Source organism: Kushneria marisflavi, assembly GCF_002157205.1.
Classification (GTDB): domain Bacteria; phylum Pseudomonadota; class Gammaproteobacteria; order Pseudomonadales; family Halomonadaceae; genus Kushneria; species Kushneria marisflavi.
The window spans coordinates 1,237,501-1,255,073 of sequence record NZ_CP021358.1 but is presented as its reverse complement, the minus strand read 5'-3'; the positions used below and the strand labels follow the sequence as shown (position 1 = coordinate 1,255,073).

At 58.8% G+C, this 17,573-nt stretch carries 14 protein-coding genes and 1 riboswitch; of the genes, 6 read left to right on the top strand and 8 right to left on the bottom strand.

From position 1 onward, the window contains the following. Positions 1 to 79 precede the first annotated feature (79 nt). From B9H00_RS05835 to B9H00_RS05820, 4 genes are all read right to left on the bottom strand, one after another. The gene (locus B9H00_RS05835) at positions 80 to 1,258 is read right to left on the bottom strand and encodes a GGDEF domain-containing protein (protein ID WP_086899855.1); all 1,179 of its coding nucleotides are present in this window, start codon (positions 1,256 to 1,258) and stop codon (positions 80 to 82) included. Between the two features lie 46 nt (positions 1,259 to 1,304). After that, complete coding sequence (locus B9H00_RS05830) at positions 1,305 to 1,961, bottom strand: OmpW/AlkL family protein (protein ID WP_086899854.1); 657 nt, start codon at positions 1,959 to 1,961, stop codon at positions 1,305 to 1,307. A gap of 169 nt (positions 1,962 to 2,130) precedes the next feature. Further along, positions 2,131 to 3,798, bottom strand: coding sequence for a cation acetate symporter (locus B9H00_RS05825; RefSeq protein WP_086899853.1), 1,668 nt, complete (start codon positions 3,796 to 3,798; stop codon positions 2,131 to 2,133). After that, a complete protein-coding gene (locus B9H00_RS05820; RefSeq protein WP_086621790.1) occupies positions 3,795 to 4,121 on the bottom strand; it encodes a DUF485 domain-containing protein in 327 nt (108 codons plus the stop codon). Before B9H00_RS05820 ends, B9H00_RS05825 begins: the two co-directional genes overlap by 4 nt. A gap of 234 nt (positions 4,122 to 4,355) precedes the next feature. On the opposite strand from B9H00_RS05820, the gene B9H00_RS05815 reads away from it, so the two are divergent. Together B9H00_RS05815 and B9H00_RS05810 are read left to right on the top strand one after the other, a co-directional pair. After that, positions 4,356 to 6,281, top strand: coding sequence for a putative nucleotidyltransferase substrate binding domain-containing protein (locus B9H00_RS05815; RefSeq protein ID WP_086899852.1), 1,926 nt, complete (start codon positions 4,356 to 4,358; stop codon positions 6,279 to 6,281). Further along, positions 6,281 to 7,036 (top strand): 3'-5' exonuclease, encoded by a 756-nt coding sequence (locus B9H00_RS05810; protein ID WP_086899851.1) that lies wholly within the window; start codon positions 6,281 to 6,283, stop codon positions 7,034 to 7,036. Before B9H00_RS05815 ends, B9H00_RS05810 begins: the two co-directional genes overlap by 1 nt. A 79-nt stretch (positions 7,037 to 7,115) precedes the next feature. Here the strand turns inward: B9H00_RS05810 and B9H00_RS05805 are convergent, their stop codons facing one another. The 4 genes from B9H00_RS05805 to B9H00_RS05790 form a co-directional block, all read right to left on the bottom strand. Then, entirely contained in the window at positions 7,116 to 8,753 is a 1,638-nt protein-coding gene (locus B9H00_RS05805; RefSeq protein ID WP_236944366.1) for a BCCT family transporter, read from the bottom strand. A 338-nt stretch (positions 8,754 to 9,091) separates the two neighbouring features. Continuing rightward, positions 9,092 to 10,675, bottom strand: coding sequence for a BCCT family transporter (locus B9H00_RS05800; protein WP_086899849.1), 1,584 nt, complete (start codon positions 10,673 to 10,675; stop codon positions 9,092 to 9,094). 359 nt (positions 10,676 to 11,034) lie between these two features. After that, on the bottom strand, positions 11,035 to 12,135 hold the full coding sequence (locus B9H00_RS05795; protein WP_086899848.1) for a cobalt-precorrin-5B (C(1))-methyltransferase: 1,101 nt from the start codon (positions 12,133 to 12,135) through the stop codon (positions 11,035 to 11,037). Between the two features lie 146 nt (positions 12,136 to 12,281). Beyond that, positions 12,282 to 13,301, bottom strand: a complete 1,020-nt coding sequence (locus B9H00_RS05790; protein ID WP_086899847.1) for an SMP-30/gluconolactonase/LRE family protein — start codon at positions 13,299 to 13,301, stop codon at positions 12,282 to 12,284. 147 nt (positions 13,302 to 13,448) lie between these two features. Further along, a riboswitch (FMN riboswitch) is annotated at positions 13,449 to 13,600 on the top strand. Positions 13,601 to 13,708: 108 nt separating this feature from the next. Here B9H00_RS05790 and ribB point away from each other — a divergent pair. The 4 genes from ribB to B9H00_RS05770 all read left to right on the top strand — a co-directional run bounded on the left by ribB (position 13,709) and on the right by B9H00_RS05770 (position 17,418). Then, positions 13,709 to 14,398 carry a 3,4-dihydroxy-2-butanone-4-phosphate synthase gene (gene ribB / locus B9H00_RS05785; protein ID WP_086899846.1) on the top strand — a complete coding sequence of 230 codons (690 nt, stop codon included), beginning with the start codon at positions 13,709 to 13,711 and terminating at the stop codon, positions 14,396 to 14,398. 90 nt (positions 14,399 to 14,488) lie between these two features. After that, complete coding sequence (locus B9H00_RS05780) at positions 14,489 to 14,965, top strand: bifunctional diaminohydroxyphosphoribosylaminopyrimidine deaminase/5-amino-6-(5-phosphoribosylamino)uracil reductase RibD (protein WP_086899845.1); 477 nt, start codon at positions 14,489 to 14,491, stop codon at positions 14,963 to 14,965. After that, entirely contained in the window at positions 14,962 to 15,912 is a 951-nt protein-coding gene (locus tag B9H00_RS05775; RefSeq protein WP_086899844.1) for a glutathione S-transferase family protein, read from the top strand. Before B9H00_RS05780 ends, B9H00_RS05775 begins: the two co-directional genes overlap by 4 nt. A gap of 15 nt (positions 15,913 to 15,927) precedes the next feature. Next, entirely contained in the window at positions 15,928 to 17,418 is a 1,491-nt protein-coding gene (locus B9H00_RS05770) for a carboxypeptidase M32 (RefSeq protein WP_086899843.1), read from the top strand. The last annotated feature ends 155 nt before the right edge of the window (positions 17,419 to 17,573 follow it).

The window sequence follows — 17,573 nt, the reverse complement described above, 5'->3', positions numbered from 1 at the left end:
GCAAGAGGTGTGCCTGATACGTGAGGCATCATCATGACGTTTGATAACAAGCCTTTTCAGGCTCGAGTTGGAAGTGGTGTCAGGCTCGAGTTGGAAGCGGTGTCGGGGAAGAGACGTCGTGGCAACAGACCCGGTTACGGCCTTCGTGCTTGGCTCTATAAAGCGCTTCATCGGCATTTTGAAGTACTGATTCGAAATGACTGGCGTCCGCTTGAGTCGCAGCCACCCCAAGGCTGATGGTGACCTTCAGCGTCTGCGGTTCAAGCGGAAAGGGCGCGCGCTCTACCCGACGGCGCAGTCGCTCGGCCATGATGGCGGCTTCTTCGAGCGTGGTGTCGGGCAGCAGGATCAAAAACTCCTCGCCGCCCCAGCGCACCGCCATATCCTGCTTGCGGGTGATAGCGACCAGATGCTGTGCGAACTGCTTGAGCACGGCGTCGCCGGCGTCATGACCCAATCGATCGTTGACTGACTTGAAATGATCAAGATCGATGATGATCACACTTGATACTTCCCCGATGTGACGATGCGCTTCCCGTTTTTTCAAAACACCCTGCACGGCGCGCCGATTGGCCAGCCCCGTCAGCTGATCGGTTTCCGAGAGACGCTTCAGGGTCATGCTGGAGCGCTCGCTGGACATGGCGATAAACCCGAAATAGATCAGGATGCAAAGCACCTGATCCGCCATGATGGCGGCCTGACCGCTGACCATCATCTCCATGCTCATCATGCCCGTGATCAGCATGATAAAGGGTATAAACAGGGCAACGAAGTAGATGGAAAAGGCCATGGCCACGACGTATTGGGACAGTATTCGCTGGTGGGGTGGCCTGAGGATTTCGACCACGGCGAGTGCCGTCATGACTGCGGTGACAAAAAAGGTCATGGCCAGCTGAAGAATCTGTGAGGCGTTCAGCCATAGTAGTGCCATGAGCAAAATGCCCGGCGCTATGGTGATCAGCGCCAGCATCCGAATATCGACACGACGCTGATAAAAGATTCTCAGCCCGCTCCATGACAGGCTTAAACTAGAGAAAAATAGCGTGGTGGTGATCAGCGAGAGTGGAAAGGGGGCGATCGGATAGCTCGGGCTTAGCGACATGCAAAGTGATCCTGCCGCTGACGTGGCCAGCGCCGCCAACCAGTGTCGCAGACAGCGCTCATCGGGCTGGCTGATGACCGTGGCCAGAAAGACCACCAGAAAGGCGCATCGGCTGATACCGCTGGTCAGATACAGGATCTCGGGATTTAAAGGCATGGCCTTGCGCTACCTTACGCGGGTTCTGCGTCATCAAAAAGGCGGACTAGAATCGATATCCCAGCCCGAGGCCCGTGATGAGCGTGTCCAAATCCACTTGAGCGCTGAACCCGTCACTGTCGAAGTAATAGGTTGGCACCCTGAGATACTGCACATTGGCATTGGCAAACCAGTGCCCCCCCAGATGGTAGTCCAGGCCGATCCCCAGCAGGACACTGTTGATGGAGTCGACCTCGAAATCGGGGATGTTGTCGGCCGGTTCAACCTTCAGGGTTCGGGACCAGACCATCCCGGCACCGATATAGGGGTTGATGGTCGAACCCGGACGAAAATGATACTGCGCCATCAGGGCAAGAGCGGCGGTTCTGACGGTGCCGATATCAAAATCGCCCACTGCCGAATCCTTCAGTCGGTAGGGCGTGGAAGAGACCCCGCCGGTCAGCTGCAGGGCCCAGTGATCGGTCAGGAAATAGCTGAGATCCAGCGTGGGCGAGTAAGTGTCGGGTGTTTCGACGTCTCCCCCAATGGTGGGAATGGTGGAGCGTATGCCAATGGGCATAATGCGCGCCGCACCGGCTCTGACAAGCCAGTCCCCCTGGGTGAGTCCTCTGGGGGCGGTGGCCGCCAGAGCCGCCGGCATGGACAGTGCCAGAGCGACGGCCAGCCCTGCCAGCTGACAGAACTTCCTGTGGTATGAGGTCATGGTGATCCGGCCGCTCCGCTTTCTTGTAACTTTGTGTTATGTCGATAGCGGCCCACCGCTCCCAAACTTGAGTTAATAAAAAAGCAGATCGGGCAGGTGCCAGTTTGGACTGGTCAAAAAAAAGCCCTGCTTTTGGCAGGGCGAAGGAGAGAGAGGGGGAATGGAAGGGTCAGTGAGCCACGCTGCCAGAGGCACCAATGCCGGTCTGGGAGCGTACAAACTGAGCGTCGAACAGATCGCGTTCACGTTCGGCGGCGGCGGAGTTGTCGGTAACCGAGAACAGCCAGATGCCGATAAAGGCCACCGCCATCGAAAACAGCGCCGGGTAGTCATAGGGATAGATCGGGGTGGCATGGCCCAGTACCTGTACCCAGATGGTCGGACCAAGAATCATCAGCACGATGGCCGTGGCCAGCCCCAGACCGCCACCGATAACGGCGCCCCGGGTGGTCAGCCGGCGCCAGTACATGGAAAGCAGCAGTACCGGGAAGTTGCAGCTTGCCGCGATCGAGAAGGCCAGACCGACCATGAAGGCGACGTTCTGACTCTCGAACGCAATGCCCAACACAATGGCGACCACGCCCAGCACCAGCACGGAAATCTTCGAGATGCGCACCTCCTTTTTCTCGTCGGCGTTGTCTTTCATGATGACGCCGGCATACAGGTCATGCGAGATGGCCGAGGCGCCTGCCAGTGCCAGACCTGCCACCACGGCCAGAATGGTTGCAAAGGCCACCGCCGAGATGAAACCAAGGAAAATACTGCCGCCCACCGCGTTGGCCAGATGTACGGCCACCATGTTGTTGCCGCCGATAATCGCGCCGGTACTGTCCTGAAAGACCGGGTTGGTGCTCACTAAAATGATGGCGCCAAAGCCGATGATGAAGGTGAGAATGTAGAAGTAACCGATGAAACCGGTGGCCACGAACACACTCTTGCGCGCTTCCTTGGCGTTACCGACGGTGAAAAATCGCATCAGGATATGCGGCAGGCCGGCGGTGCCGAACATCAGCGCCAGACCCAGCGAGATCGCCGAGATCGGGTCCTTTACCAGCCCGCCCGGACTCATGATGGCCAGCCCGTTTTTGTGAACGCTAACGGCCTCGTTGAAAAGCCCTTCCAGACTGAAATCCACATGCATCAGTACCATCAGCGCCATGAAACTTGCCCCGAAAAGCAGGATGGCGGCCTTGATCATCTGCACCCAGGTGGTGGCCAGCATGCCGCCAAAAAGGACGTAACAGACCATCAGCGCACCGACCACGACGACGGCGATGTGATAGTTGAGACCAAAGAGCAGCTGAATCAGTTTGCCGGCGCCGACCATCTGGGCGATCAGGTAAAGCGCGACCACGGCCAGCGAACCGAAGGCAGAAAGAATGCGTACCGGGCGCTTGCTCAGGCGAAACGAGGCAACGTCGGCAAAGGTATAGCGTCCCAGATTGCGCAGTCGTTCGGCGATCAGAAACATGATCATCGGCCAGCCGACCAGAAAGCCCATTGAGTAGATCAGGCCGTCATAGCCCGAGGTGAAGACCAGTGCCGAGATCCCCAGAAAGGAGGCCGCCGACATGAAATCGCCCGAGATCGCCAGGCCGTTCTGAAAGCCGGTAATGTTGCCGCCGGCCGCGTAGTAATCCGAGGCCGACTGGCTCTTTTTGGAGGCCCACCAGGTGATGTAGAGCGTGATGCCGACAAAGATCAGAAACATGATGATGGCCGGTACGTTGAGGGCCTGCCTTGTCACGGGGCCGGTCAGGGCATCGGCCATGGCCGTGGCACCGGTGAGCAGGCTGCCGGCGGCGACCAGTGTCAGCTTGAGTACTGCGGTCATCATTGGCTGATCTCCTCAAGCACACGGGCATTGAGGCGATCGAATTCACCGTTGGCGCGACGCACATAGAGTCCGGTCAGGACGATGGCCACAAGAATCAGCCCCAGACCGATGAGGATGCCCCAGGTAGTGGTCATGCCCTGGGCCAGCGGAGTACCCAGCACGCCGGGCGCAAAGGCAATGAGCAGGATGAAGGCCATGTAGAGGCTCAGCATGATGACGGAAAGCGTCATGGCAAAGCGGGAGCGTTTTTGCACCAGCTCCTGGAAGCTGGCATTGCGCTGAATGTCGCGCCACTGGGTATCGTTGTGCGTTGGTCCGCTCATGGCTCATCCTTGTTGTCCCGGTGTATGACCGTTTTTATGTGCAGGGCCACTAATACTTGCGCGGAAACGGAACAAAAGAGCAGAGCACTTTAGTCGCGATTCGACCAAAGAGACGTTCAGGGGCAAACGCACTGCCGACCATAAAGGCAGTCAACACGCTTCATGAGCAGAATCATCAAAGACGATGTATCGTCATGGCGATACACGCAGGGCAAGCCAGGGAGCAGCAAGCGGATGGATATCGAACAGCTGGAAATTCGCCAGCACATGGCGCAGTTCGCGCCCTTTGAATATCTCGGCGATGAATGGCTGGATCAGGTGGCCACCCAGGTCGAGATCAGCTATTTCCAGGCCGGGACCGACATTCTGGCGCTGGATCAGGAAATCAACGAGCTCTGCTACGTGCGCAGTGGTGCCGTTGAAGTATCAAAGCGCAGCGGCCAGCTGTTCGACCGCCTGGTGGAAGGCGATATCTTTGGCTACTCGGACATCATGCGCAATCGTCGTGTGCGGTTCCCGGTACGCGCCATCGAAGACACGCTGATCTATTTCGTCCCGGCCGAGCTTTTTGAATCGCTGCGGGCGGACAACGACGATTTTGCCGACTTTGTCGAAACCGGCGGCGACCGTCTCAAGGCCACGGTCGACCAGCAGCGCAACGATAATCAGATGAGCAGCACGCGAGTGCGTCGTCTGATCCGTCGCAAGCCGACCATGGTGGATATTCATACGCCGATCGTTGAGGTGGCGCGTCGCATGCGCGAAGACAATGTCACCTGTGTATTGATCCTCAGCGAAGAGCAGGAGGGGATCAACGGTCCGCGTCACTTCACGACTCAGGAAGGGCAGGTGCGCCGTCTGGCCGGTCTCCTGACCGACCGCGACTGCTGTGTGCGGGCTCTGGCGGAAAATCTCAGCGGCGAGACGCCGGTGGGCGAGATCATGTCGACCAGTCTGTTGACCGCGCCATCGGATGCGTCGATCTATGAGGCGATGATGACGATGCTCAATCACAACGTTCAGCATCTGCCCATTCTCTATCGGCGGCGTCCGATCGGCGTGCTGCAGCTCAGCGACGTCATGCGCTATGAGACCCGCAGCAGCCTCTATCTGGTCAGCTCGATTTTCACCCAGTCCGGACTGGCCGGGCTGGTGCGCCTGAGCGGTGATGTGCCGCTGGCCTTTGCGCGGCTGGTGGATGAAGGGGCCGATGCCCAGATGATTGGCCGAACCATGGCGACCATCTGTCGAAGCTTTATCCGCAAGCTGCTGGAGCTGGGCGAGGATGAGCTGGGACCACCGCCGGTGCCCTATTGCTTCATGGTGCTGGGGTCATGCGCTCGTGATGAGCAGACGGTCTTCGCCGACCAGGATCATGGCATGATCCTGGACAACAGCTTCATTCCCGAGCAGCACGATGAATATTTCCAGTCACTGGCCCGTTTTGTCAGCGACGGGCTGGCGGCGTGCAGCTATCCGCTGTGCAAGGGCGATATCATGGCCACCAACCAGCGCTGGCGACAGCCGCTGTCGGTCTGGCAGAACTATTTCCGCGACTGGATCGAGAACCCCGATCCCGAAGCGCTGCTGCACAGCTCGATCTTTTTTGATCTGGGCTTTGTCCATGGCGAACTCGACATGCTGGAAGATCTTCAGGGGCTGATCGCCAGAATGGCGCCTCAGCACCCGTTATTTCTGGCGGCCATGGCGCGTAATGCGCTCAACCGTACGCCGCCGCTGGGTCTTTTTCGCACCTTTATTCTGGAAAAGGACGGTCAGCACAACGATGCCATCGATCTCAAGCGCCGGGGGACGGCGCCACTGGTGGATCTGGTGCGCGTTCATGCCCTGGCCTGCGGGTCCAGCTCACATAACACCATCGACCGGCTCAAGGATATTGCCGAGACGCGCCTGCTGCCCGAAGGGGTCAACGACCGGCTGCGCTACGCTTTCGAGTTCATCTCGATGGTGCGTATCCGTCACCAGGCCCTGGCCATCGAGAGTAACGAGTCGCCGGACAATCGCTTGAGGCCCAGTAATGTCGAAAGCCACGAGCGTCATAACCTCAAGGATGCCTTTGAAGTTCTCAGCCATGCGCAGAAATTCCTGAAGTTCCGCTATCCGGTACCCTCGGGTGCCAGTCGAGGAAGGAGCCGCTGATGCGTGACTGGCCACAGCGATTGCAAAAGCACTATCGACGCTGGCAATGGCACCGGCGCGGAAAACTGGTTTCCGAGTGGCCGGCCTATCTGGCGGACCGGCAAAACACCACTCGTGATGATCGGCTGGCCTGTTATTTCGAGGCGGGCACACTGGACCCCCAGACACCCATCAGTGAGGTACCGCTGGTGGCGCTGGATATCGAGACCACCGGCCTGGACCCTGCCCGCGACAGTATCGTCAGCATCGGCGTACAGCCGTTTACGCTGAACCGTATTCCGGTGGCCAAAAGTCATTACTGGACGGTCAAGCCCCGACGGACGCTCAGCAGCCGTTCCGTGATCTATCATCGACTGACGCACAGTGATCTGGCCAATGCGCCCTCCTTTGACAAGATCATCGGGGAGGTGCTCGAGCAGCTGGCCGGTCGCCTGGTCGTGGTGCATTACACCCGCATCGAACGCGAGTTTCTGAATGCGGCCGCCCGCCACTACCTCAAGGAGTCACTGCTGTTTCCGCTGATCGACACCATGGCCATTGAAGCCTGGCAGCACCGTCGTCTGACCTGGTTTCAGCGCCTGATTGGTCGACGCCCGGTGTCACTGCGGCTGCACCCCAGTCGCGAGCGCTATAACCTGCCGCCTTATCAGGCCCACCATGCGCTGATCGATGCGCTGGCCACGGCCGAACTTTTACAGGCACAGATCGCCCGGCATTACGCGCCGGATACCCCGGTCGGAGTGCTCTGGGAGTAGTGTTTTTCCTGCATGAAAAAGGCGGCCCGCAGGCCGCCTTTTTTGATGCACATCGTGTGTGCTGACGTGACGAATCACCCTAGTAGCGAGGCTCCGAGCGCAGCCCCTGGATGATGGCGTAACACGCGGCCAGCAATACGATAGTGAAGGGCAGGCCGGTCGTGATAACGGCTGCCTGCAGTGCGGTGAGACCGCCACCCAGTAGCAGGGCAATGGCAATGGCGCCTTCAATCAGTGCCCAGAACACGCGCTGCGGCTTGGGCGCATCGACCTTGCCGCCGGCAGTGATGGAGTCAATGACCAGCGAACCGGAGTCCGAAGAGGTAATGAAGAACACCATGACCAGGATGATGCCGACAAAGGAGGTGATTTCCGTCAGCGGCAGTTGCCCCAGCATGACAAACAGCTGAAGTTCCAGTGCCGCATCCTTGACGCCTTCGAAACCGCTGGTCAGCTGCGAAATGGCAGTATCACCGAAGGCCGTCATCCAGATCACGGAGACGATGGTCGGGACCAGCAGTACGGCGATCAGGAATTCACGCACGGTACGGCCACGGCTGACGCGTGCGATGAACATGCCGACAAACGGAGACCAGGAGATCCACCAGGCCCAGTAGAAGGCCGTCCAGCCATGAACGAAGTTGGTGTCTTCACGCCCGAAGGGCATTGAAAGCGCCGGCAAATTCTTGAGATACGAGCCCATGTTCTCGATGAATCCGGTGGCGATCAGCATGGTGGGTCCGACAAAAATCACGAACAACAGCAGCAAGAAGGCGAGTGCCATGTTGATCTGTGACAGGCGCTGTACCCCCTTGTCCACGCCCAGCATTACCGACAGCAACGCGACCAGTGTGATGCCGATGATCAAAAGGACCATGGTCACGTTGTTATTGGGAATATCAAATAGATAGTTCAGACCGGCAGACGCCTGGGAGGCGCCAAGACCCAGCGAGGTGGCAAGACCAAACAGCGTCGCAAACACGGCCAGGATATCGATGATATGGCCCGGCCAGCCCCAGATACGCTCACCCAGAATCGGGTAGAAGATCGAGCGCATGGTCAACGGCAGACCCTTGTTATAGGAAAAGAGTGCCAGTGATAGCGCCACGATGGCGTAGATGCCCCACGGGTGCAGGCCCCAGTGGAAGATGGTGGCAGCCATGGCCATGGACTGCGCCTGGGCTGAATCGCCCTGTGCGCCACCCAGCGGAGCCCAGGAGTCGCCGGTGATGGCCGTACCGTAATGGGTGATCGGCTCCGATACCCCATAGAACATCAGCCCGATGCCCATGCCGGCGGCGAAGAGCATGGCGAACCAGCCGGCGTAGCTGAAGTCCGGTTTGGCATGCATGCCGCCGATGCGCACCCGGCTCAGTGGCGTAAAGATCAGTACCACCGCGAGGATGACAAATATGTTGGCCGCCAGCAGAAACAGCCAGCTCAGGTTGTCGGTCAGAAAGCTTTTGGCGCCGTTGAAGACGGGTCCCATCTGTTCCGGCAATGCAAGCGTGATGATCACGAACAGCAGGATCACCAGAGAAGAGACGGTGAAGACCTTGCCGTGGAGATCTACGCTGAAACCGAACTTGTTCGTCTGAATATTGTCCTGACCAATGACGTAGTCGGTATCGATCAGGTTGGCCTTGCCAGTCGGGGCGGGTATGCCCTCACTGGCCTGATCCTTCTCGTTATCATTGTTTCCGGATGTTTGACTCAAGGCATTTCTCCATTGCAGTCGTAAGAAAGCGGTCTGGGCCGGCGACATGACCCAGTGTAGTTAAAATAGTGAGGCGAATTGATGGTTTGGTCACTTGATTGCGACAGAGTGTAAGTGAATTACGCTGTATGGCAATCCTTCATGTGCGATCTGCTCGTTCGGCGTTGCCAATTTAGCGTTATGGAAAAGCGTTAATAGTGTACGTTTTATTTTATGACGTGGTCGGCTCAGTCGGTGTGGCCGTTTGTTGGCACCGTCCATAGGCATCGATAAAACATGCAAAAAAAGGAGCTGCCCATGGTCAGCTCCTTTTTTAATGTCACTATTTCAAAATGATATCAATTTTGATTGCGCGGTTCTGACATCAACCCCTTGATAATCCCGAAGCTGCCGATCAAAAGGACGACGGCAAACGGTAGGCCTGTGGAGATGACCATGGCTTGAAGCGCGCCCAGGCCACCGCCCAGCAGCAGCGCAATGGCGATCACACCGCTGATCAGTGCCCAGAAGACGCGTTGCGGTGTCGGGGCATCGATCTTGCCGCCGGCCGTAATGGTATCAATGACCAGTGAACCGGAGTCCGAAGAGGTGATGAAAAATACCATCACCAGTATGATGCCGATCAGCGAGGTGATCGTGGACAGCGGCAGATGCGAAAGCATCATGAACAGCTTGAGCTCAAGCGCAGCGTTAGCGACATCGTCCATACCGCTTTCGACCTGGCCGATGGCGGTACCGCCGAAGACGGTCATCCATAGTACGCAGACAAGCGTTGGCACCACCAAAACGGCTATCAGGAACTCGCGTACTGTACGGCCACGGCTCACACGGGCGATGAACATGCCGACAAATGGCGACCAGCTGATCCACCATGCCCAGTAAAATGCGGTCCATCCCTGGCTGTATTCCATATCGTCACGGCTAAAGGGCATGGATAGTGCCGGCAGGTGAGTGGCATAGGAGAGCAGGTTGGTGAAAAAGTCGCTGACCAGCTCCGTTGTGGGGCCGACGAAGAAGACAAACAGCAGCAGCAAAAACGCCAGTCCCATGTTGAGCTCGGAGAGGCGTTTTACACCACTGTTCACTCCTGCCACTACCGAGCAAAGCGCAATCAGCGTGATGGCCGTAATCAGCAGCACGCGCGTTACGTTGGTATCGGGCACATCAAACAGGTAGTGCAGACCCGCAGTGGCCTGTTCGGCGCCATAGCCCAGTGAGGTGGCCAGACCAAATAGAGTTGAGAATACGGCCAGAATATCGACAATATGGCCGGGCCATCCCCATACCCGTTCACCCAGAATCGGGTAGAAGATTGAGCGGATGGTGAGCGGCAATCCCTTGTTATAGGAAAAAAGCGCAAGCGCCAGGGCTACGATCGCATAGATGGCCCAAGGGTGAAGACCCCAGTGCAAGATAGTGGCGGCCATGCCCAGCTCTCTGGCAGCAGCTGCATCGCCAGCAGCGGCCCCAAGGGGCGCCCAGTCGGTACGCATGCCGTTTTCTACGGTGATGCCTGCCATGGCAGTATCGTAATGCGATATGGGCTCGGAAACCCCGTAAAACATCAGTCCGATGCCCATGCCGGCGGCAAACAGCATGGCAAACCAGCCGATATAGGAGTGATCCGGTTTGGCCTCGGCACCCCCCAGGCGCACCTTGCCCAGTGGCGTAAAAATCAGTCCGACTGCCAGCAATACAAAAATGTTGGCGGCCGACAGAAAAAACCACGACAGATTGTTCGTCAGCCATTCGCGCATGCCGTTGAAAAGGGGAGATACCTCTTCCTGCAGAGCCAGCGTCAGGACCACAAACAGTAAAATCAACAGTGCCGAGATACCGAAGACCTTGCCGTGCAGGTCCACGCTGAAGAGCATTTTGCCCTGAAAATTATCCTGACCGATAACATAGTCGGTATCGATCATGTCGGACTTTCCCGACGGAGATGGAATACCCTCCCGAGGCGAGGAATTGTCATTATCCGGTAATTGCTGAACCAAAAAATTTCTCCATTTTTGTATAAATTTAATTTATGGATCGGTTTTTTTTTAAGTCGAATTTTTATAGTTCATGATGTCGCTAAGGTGAATTCCTGCTTTAAAACCGCAGAAAACTATAGACAGAAAAAGTGAGGCAGGTCGCTGCCCAAAGAACATAAGGCACTCTTTTGAAGCATTGCCTTTATCGATACCAGCGCGCCTTATGTCGCCAGAGTCGAGAAAACAACAAGTGTAACCGGTTTTCCTCAACAATTTTGGATATGGCCATGTTTATTGGAAATGTTTCAACAGTCCTGCAATGAGCTGTGTCCGACACATTGCCCCTGGCGGTCAAACACCATCACATCGAGCTGTATACCGCTGTGGCGAATGACCTGTGCCGCACAGCTCAGCGCGCTGTCTGCCAGCCGGTCGCCCAGCGCAATACCGGCTTCACTGGCCAGTTCAAACGCCTCCAGGCCCGAATTGGCGCCTGCGATGCGTTCAAACAGCGCCGTATCGCCGCCGGCCTTGCGTGCCAGGCGCGCCAGTCGTTCAAGGTCGATAACGCCGCGTTTTGAGTGCACATCCAGCATTCCCTGGCCGAGCTTGGCCATCTTGGCGATGCCGCCGGCGATGGTGACTCTGGGGACCGGATGCTTGCGCAGGTACTTGAGCATGCCGCCGACAAAGTCGCCCATTTCGATCAGGGCGCTCTCCTCAAGCGCGTAATGAGCCTGTACGGCGGTTTCCGAGGTCGAGCCGGTAGAACCGGCGATGTGAGGCAGGCCGCGAGCACGAGCAACATCAATGCCGCTGTGGATGGAGTGAATCCAGGCCGAGCAGGAAAACGGAATCACGATACCGGTGGTGCCCAGTACCGAGAGGCCGCCAACGATGCCCAGGCGTCCGTTGAGAGTATCAAGGGCGATGCGTTCCCCATCATCGATGGCGATGGTGACTTCCAGATCTACCTGATGATGGCCGGGAGTATCGTGCGCCACCGCTTCAAGCGCCTGACGAATCATTAGACGTGGCACCGGATTGATTGCAGGTTCCCCGGGGGGGATGGGGAGACCCGGCCGGGTCACGGTGCCCACGCCGGGACCTGCCCTGAACACCAGACCCGAGCCGGCTTTCAGCGGGCGAACCGTGGCGCGCACCAGAACCCCATGCGTGGCGTCCGGATCATCGCCGGCATCCTTGATGACCCCCGCCATGGCCCAGCCATCGCCATGCTCGTGCACGGCCAGTGCAAAGGCGGGTGTCTGTCCCCTGGGGAGGGTAATGGTGACCGGATCGGGGAATTCGCCGCACAGCAGCGCTGCATAGGCCGCCCGGGCAGCGGCGGTCGCGCAGCATCCGGTGGTCCAGCCACGTTTGAGAGGAGCGCGTTCCTGGGTCATGGCGCGTCGGCGTTGGATGAGTCGAGAGCGATTCTAGCATGCACGCCTGAAAGACCCCATCGACTCATTGCGTGCCCCTGCCTGTTGCACCGCTGCACCCGCCTACTGACATGATTGCAGCCAGGAGGCGGACACAGGCAGAAGGGTCAGTCGCGCTGTGTCTGGGCTTCGCCCACCTTGATCGGGATGCGGTAGAGACCGGTAGTCGCGGTCACGAAGAGATAATGCTGGCCATCGTGTTCGGCGAAGGCCAGATTGGCCGTGCGCTCGGGCAGGTCGATGCGGCCCAGACGCTTGCCTTCCGGACTGAAGACCTGCAGACCGCTGTCGCTGCTTGACCAGACGTTGCCTTTTTCATCGACCTTGAGGCCATCGGGTACGCCGGGAGAGACATCGGTAAAGATCCGCTCGTTGGACAGCGTGCCGTCATCACTCACGTCATAGGCCACAATGTGATGATTGAGGCTGTCATCTTCCCGGTCGTGGCCCAGTTCGGAATCGGCAATGTAGAGTGTGGTTTCACCCGGCGAAAAGGCCAGACCGTTGGGCGTTTTGACCGCCGGTGTGGACAATCGGGTCAGCTCTTCGCTTTCCGGATCGAAGCGGTAAACGTACTCGCCACCGGTCATGGGAGTGCCCCCGTAGCCCTCTTCGGGCTGATCGATGCCAAAGGTGGGGTCGGTAAACCAGATGCGCCCTTGTGCGTCGACCACCAGATCGTTGGGGCTGTTGAGCTTTTGCTCGCCGTCAAGGTCGACCAGTACTTCCCACCGACCGTCCTCGTTTTGTCGTTCCACGGCGCGCTTGCCGTGCGACGCTGCCAGTATCCGGCCTTCATGATCCAGTGTGTGACCGTTATGAAACTGTGCCGGTCGCAGCCATTCACGGACCTCTTCTCCTTCACGCCAGATCATCACGCGATTGTTCTTGATATCGCTCCAGATCACGCTGCCATCGGGCAGTGCCAGAGGACCTTCACTCCATATGCCGCCATCGTAGAGCCGTTCGATATCGGCATTTTGATCTACAAGGTCGGTAAAGCCGGGCGTTTCTGCGACGACCTCGGAGGCATTGCTTTCAGTGGCCAGAGCGCTGCCGGTGCCCATGCCGGCCATCAAAAGACCGGTGCACAGCGAGCGCGAGACATGTTGAAGCCAGCGGGACATGAGCGGTGTTCCTTGTACTTGAAATGACGGCCTCAGCCTGACGGTTAAAACAGCTTTCGCCAATATGACCATTTGCGATTGACATGTGCCGGCGGGGATTGCTCGAGCGGAATTTGCAGGATAGGCTGAGCCCGATTCTTTTTTGAATCAGATCCTCAGGGCGGGGTGAAAGTCCCCACCGGCGGTGATGTCAACACCGGACGTTGATTCGGTGGCGAACAAGCCCGCGAGCGCATGATGCGCAGGAATCGGTGAGATCCCGATGCCGACGGTGATAGTCCGGATGGGAGAGGATCGACGTCATTGCCCTTATTGGGCGAGGCGTCGCTGTACGTGTCGTACAAGCACTCCTGTCTTGCCCTGTTCCTTGTCCCTCGCTGATAAAAGGCGATCCTGGAGCAGCCGTTATGTCTCGCAATATTGAAAATGATGATTCCCTTTCCGCAGCCGCGCAGGCGCGTGTCCAACAGGCACTCGATAGCCTGGCCCGTGGTCACGGCGTGGTGGTCACCGATGATCCCGACCGGGAAAACGAAGGCGACCTGATCTTTGCCGCCACCACACTGGAAGATCATCAGATGGCCCAGATGATCCGTTTTGGCAGTGGCATCGTCTGTCTGTGTCTCACCGGTGATCATGCCGACCGGCTGGAATTGCCGCCGATGGTGGTCAACAACGAAAGCCCCTATTCGACCGGTTTTACCGTCACCATCGAGGCCCGAGAGGGTGTGACCACCGGCGTCAGCGCCTACGACCGTACCGTTACCGTTCGGGCGGCGGTAGCGGATAACGCTCGGGCCGATGATCTCGTTCGCCCGGGGCACATTTTTCCGCTGCGTGCCCGTGACGGTGGTGTGCTGACGCGCCGTGGCCATACCGAAGCCACGATCGATCTGGTGCGTCTGTCCGGCCATGGCGCCTCAGGTGTGCTCTGCGAGCTGATGAACGATGACGGCACCATGATGCGCGGTGAGGCGCTGGAAGCCTTCGCGCGCGAGCGGGACTATCCGATGGTCTCGATCGCCGAGCTGGTGACCTGGCGCGAGCAGCATGATCCGGTTCAAGCCTATGATGTGGCCGCGTTTGCCTCGATGTAGGCCTCTCGCCAAACATGCCTTGCGATAGCCTTCGCCTCTGACCGACAGCACGCCGGACGTGCTGTCGGTTGTCTGCAGGGGACCCGTTCAATGAAGACGCTCGACCCGTCTGCCTTTTTCATGCGCCAGGCGCTGGCCGCATCACGTCTGGCGCTGCCGCACTGCCTGCCCAATCCACCCGTGGGATGTGTGCTGGTGAGTCGCGGCACCATCGTGGCCCGGGGCCATACCCAGCCGCCGGGTCATTGTCATGCCGAAGCGCATGCCCTGTCGCAGCTTGCAACGGCCAGCGATCTCGAGGCCTTTGTGACGCTGGAGCCGTGTTCCTTTCACGGGCGCACGCCCTCCTGCGCGCAGGCGCTGATTGACTTCGGCATTCGGCGTGTCAATGTCGCCATGATTGATCCGCACCCGCTCAACCAGGGACGCGGCATCGAGATGATGCGTCGTGCAGGCATCGAGGTACGGATCGGTATCGAACAGGCGCTGATGGCTCGATTTATCAGTCCCCATCTGGATATCGATCCGCGCTACCAATCGTTGAAATGCTGCCAGGAGTTCTCATGACATCCGTACTGCTTCATCATTTCGATCCCTCACCGTTTTCCGAGAAAGTACGCCTGCTGCTGGGGCATTGCGATCTGGCGTGGGGCTCGGTGCGTATCCCCCGCATGATGCCCAAACCGCATTTCACGGCGCTGACCGGCGGCTACCGCAAGACGCCGGCGCTGCAGATGGGTCGCGATATCTACTGCGACACCGCACTGATTGTGCGTGTCATCGAGCGGCTGTCAGGGAAGTCCACGCTGGTACCGCCGGGTCAGGCGGCCAGTGTCAGGGCGCTGGAGGAAATGGGAGATCGTCTCTTTCTGGCGGCCATTCCGATTCTCTTTCGTCCCGAAGGGCGGGCGGTGCTGGTAGATCAGCTCGGCGAGGAAGGACTGGCGCGTTTCCAGGCCGATCGCGCCGAGCTCTTCAGCGGCGGCAATGTCTCAAGGCCCGATGATCAGTTCTCGCGCGCCGTCTGGACATCGACGCTTGAAATGCTTGATGCCCAGCTGGCCCATCAGCCGTTCGTGCTGGGTGAGCATCCGACGCTGGCTGACTTCTCGCTCTATCATCCGATCTGGTATGTGAGAAATAACCCCGGCGTGCGTGGCATCACGCAGGACTATCCCCATCTGATGGCCTGGTTTGAGCGCCTTGGCGCCATCGGCCACGGCAGGCGTCACGACGCAAGCGAGGCTCAGGCGCACGAGATTGCTGCCGCCTGCGATCACTGGCAGCCGCTGGCAGACGAGTTTGATGACAGCCTCAACATGGCCCCGGGCGATGAAGTGACCGTTGGTGCCGTGGATTACGGCGTTGACCGCGTTCATGGCCGGCTGGTGCATATCAGTCGAGAGGCGCTCACGCTCGAGCGTGAGGCCACGTTCGAGGGTCGCGTCCTGGGGCCTGTACGCCTCCATTTTCCACGTGATGGCTTTACCCTGAGCCCGGCATCGTCTTTTTGATTCAAGGAGTGCTTCATGACCGATACGACCTATCAGCAGCTTGAGGGCCGTTTCACTCGGCTGCACCGCTACGCGCATCTGGGCGCGATGGCCGGCTGGGATCAACTGACCATGATGCCTACCGGGGGCAATGAGGCCCGCGCCGAAGCGATGGCGGAGCTGAGCGTGTTGATGCATGAAACGCTGACTGCGCCGGAGACCCGTCGGCTGCTTGCAGCCGTCGAGCCCTCATCGCTGAATGAGGCGCAGCAGGCCAATCTGCGTGAAATCCGGCGTGAAGTGGAGGACGCCACCATCATGCCGCCATCACTGGTTGAGGCGCAGTCGCTGGCCGGGGCCCGCTGTGAAAAGGCCTGGCGAACCTGTCGACCCAACAATGACTGGGAAGGTTTTTTGCCCACGTTTCGGGAGGTGGTACGCCTGTCTCGCGAGGAGGCACGTATCCGCGCCGAAGCGGCAGGCTGCAGTCGCTACGAGGCGCTGCTGCAGAAATTCGAGCCGGGTCTGACGCTTGAGGCACTGGATGACATTTTCAACGATCTGCGCCAGTGGTTGCCGGGGTTGCTGAGTGAGGCCGTCGAGCGTCAACGCGGGCAGGATCCCGTTCTGCCTCAGGGGCCCTTTGGAGAGGCTGATCAGCGCCGTTTGGGCGAGCGTGTCATGCGCTGGCTGGGGTTTGATTTCGAGCATGGTCGACTGGATGTCAGTCTGCATCCCTTCTGTGGCGGCGTGCCGGATGATGTTCGCCTGACCACCCGCTATCGCAGCGATGAATGCCTGACAGCGCTGATGGGCATCATTCACGAGACCGGACATGCCCGCTATGAGCAGAACCTTCCCGAGGCATGGCGTCGTCAGCCGGCCGGCCGTGCCCGCTCGATGGCGGTACATGAATCCCAGAGTCTCAGCTTCGAGATGCAGCTTGGGCGCAGCGCGGCGTTTGTTCGACAGCTCAGGCCGTGGCTGATCGAGGCGCTGGGCGATCAGCCGGCGTTTGACGCAGACAATCTGGTTCGCCTGTCACAGCAGGTCAGGCCCGGCCTGATCCGGGTGGATGCCGACGAGGTCAGCTACCCGGCGCACATTCTGCTGCGCTATGACATCGAGCGCGCCCTGATCGAGGGCGAGATCGAAGTCGAGGACATTCCGACACGCTGGGATGAGGCCATGCAGCACCTGCTGGGGCTGGATACCCGCGGTAACTATCGCGATGGCTGTCTGCAGGATATTCACTGGACCGACGGCTCGTTTGGCTATTTCCCCACTTATAGCCTCGGCGCCATGCTGGCTGCCCAGCTGATGGCGGCGGCGCGTCAGGCCGAGCCGCAGCTCGATGCGCGCATCGCCGAGGGTGACCCGAGTCTGCTGCTTGAATGGCTCAGAACCCATATCTGGCAGCAGGGCAGTCTGCTCGAAACGCCTGAACTGATCACGCGCGCGACCGGGGAAGCGCTCAATCCCGAGTACTACCGTCGTCATCTGCGCGCGCGCTACTTGGAGGGCTGATACAGGCGTGTCATTGCGGCATCCATGCGCCACATTGATGTGTCGGATTGAAGCCTCGTTGCTACCAGGTGTTACAACAAGACAGCGATAAAGAGGGGCCGGCGGTGTGACATTCGTACGGCAGGGCACCACACTTGGGCGTTCAAAACATTCTG